General features: G+C 71.5%; 2 protein-coding genes. Both read right to left on the reverse strand.

Annotated elements, in window-relative coordinates; all coding sequences use genetic code 11:
- Positions 1 to 70 precede the first annotated feature (70 nt).
- The gene (gene murC, locus ROTAS13_RS23505) at positions 71 to 1,540 is read right to left on the reverse strand and encodes a UDP-N-acetylmuramate--L-alanine ligase (protein WP_019459414.1); all 1,470 of its coding nucleotides are present in this window, start codon (positions 1,538 to 1,540) and stop codon (positions 71 to 73) included.
- A gap of 15 nt (positions 1,541 to 1,555) precedes the next feature.
- Positions 1,556 to 2,032, reverse strand: a complete 477-nt coding sequence (locus tag ROTAS13_RS23510) for a glycosyltransferase (RefSeq protein WP_371329324.1) — start codon at positions 2,030 to 2,032, stop codon at positions 1,556 to 1,558.
- Between the last annotated feature and the right edge of the window lie 43 nt (positions 2,033 to 2,075).

Here is a 2,075-nt window from a genome sequence, read left to right on the forward strand (position 1 = left end):
GTCCGGCAGGGGGGCGGCGTGTTCCGGCGGGGCGGGGGCGGCGGCGCTCATCGCGGGTCCGGGTGCCGGTTCAGGGCGCGCTGGCGATGGCGCGGCGGGAAGGCGCGCCAAAGGCGTCGCGCGGGCCGGAGCGGGCCTGTAGCTCGGCGAGCTGCTCCGGCAGGGCATGGGCCCAGCCGGTGATGTTGCCGGCGCCGAGGCAGACCACGTAGTCGCCGGGGCGGGCGATGGCATGCACCATCTCGGCCAGGGAGTCCGGGCCGGGCAGGGGGACGACGCTGCGATGGCCATGGGCGCGCAGCCCCTCGACCAGCGCGTCCTTGTCCACGCCCTCGATCGGTGCCTCGCCGGCCGCGTAGACATCGGCCACGATCACCGTGCCGGCGTCGTTCATGCACTTGCAGAATTCCTCGAAGAGCATCTGCAGGCGGGAATAGCGGTGCGGCTGGACCACCGCGACCACGTCGCGGGCGCCGGCCTGGCGGGCGGCCTTCAGCACCGCCGCGATCTCCACTGGGTGGTGGCCGTAGTCGTCGATGACGGTGATGCCGCCGGCGTCGCCGACGCGGGTGAAGCGGCGCTTGACGCCCTTGAAGCCCACCAGCGCGGTGCGGATCGTCTCCTCCGGCACCTCCATCTCCACGCCGACGGCGATGGCGGCCAGCGCGTTCTGGACGTTGTGCTGGCCCAGCATCGGCAGGCGGAAGGGCTTGAGGTGGCGGGTCCGCTTGTTCAGCCGGTCCTGCACCACGACCTCGAAGGTGGCGCCCATGCGGTCGGTGATCACGCGCTCGGCCCGCACATCGGCCTGGGGCGAGAAGCCGTAGGTGACGATGCGGCGGTCGGACAGACGCGGGATCATCGCCTGCACCCCCGGATGGTCGGCGCAGAGGACCGCGAAGCCGTAGAAGGGGATGTTGCCCACGAACTGGGCATAGCCTTCCTTCATCGCCTCGGCGGTGCCCCAGTGGTCCAGGTGCTCCGGGTCCATGTTGGTGACCACGGCGACCACGGCGGGCAGCTTGAGGAAGGAGCCGTCGCTCTCGTCGGCCTCCACCACCATCCAGTCGCCCTCGCCCAGGCGGGTGTTGTTGCCATAGGCGTTGATGATGCCGCCGTTGATCACGGTCGGGTCGAGGCGCGCGGCCTCCAGCACCGTGGCGACCAGCGAGGTGGTGGTGGTCTTGCCGTGCGTGCCGCCGATGGCGATGGACCATTTCAGGCGCATCAGCTCGGCCAGCATCTCGGCCCGGCGGACGACCGGGATCATGCGCTCCCGCGCCGCCTGGAGCTCCGGGTTGTCGCGCTTGATGGCGGAGGAGACGACGACCACGGCGGCCTCGCCCAGATTGGCGGCGTCATGGCCGATATGGACCTGCATCCCGGCCTCGCGCAGCCGGGCGATGTTGTAGCCTTCCGCCACGTCGGAGCCCTGGACGTGGTATCCGAGGTTGTGCAGCACCTGGGCGATGCCCGACATGCCGATGCCGCCGATGCCGACGAAATGAATGGGGCCGATATTGAGCGGCAGGGCGCGCATAGGGCGGGCTCCCTCTCAGCGGGTCGTGTGCGAATGCGCCAGGGCCTGCACGCGGTCGGCGAGCAGGGCGGCGGCATCGGGGCGGGCGAGCCCGGCCGCGGCGGCGGCGGCCGGAATGAGGCGGGTAGGGTCTTCCAGCCGGGCGGTCAACGCCGAAGCGAGCGCCGCGGGCGTGAAACCGTCCGGATTCCCGGACTGGTTTCCCGCCTGCAACATCACCTCGGCAGCGCCGGAGGCCGCCATGGCGCGGGCATTGGCGCTCTGGTGGTCGTCGATGGCGCCGGGGAGCGGGACCAGGATGGCGGGGCGGCCGGCACAGGCCAGTTCCGCCACCGAGGAGGCGCCGGCGCGGGAGATCACCAGATGCGCGTTCCGGTACAGGGCCGCGACATCGGGGAAGAAGGGCGCGAGTTCCGCCGCCACCCCGGCCGCGGCATAGGCGTCGCGGGTGCGCTCCAGATCCTCGGCCCGGCATTGCTGCGTGACGCGCAGCCTGTCTCTTGATCACATCTACGCACAGCTCCACCGTAAGGCG

It is taken from the genome of Roseomonas sp. TAS13, assembly GCF_001950415.1.
GTDB classification, from domain to species: domain Bacteria; phylum Pseudomonadota; class Alphaproteobacteria; order Acetobacterales; family Acetobacteraceae; genus Roseomonas; species Roseomonas mucosa.

Excerpts from the sequence above, each read along its gene's own strand:
- murC (WP_019459414.1), bottom strand. The coding sequence starts at position 1,540 with ATGCGCGCCCTGCCGCTCAATATCGGCCCCATTCATTTCGTCGGCATC.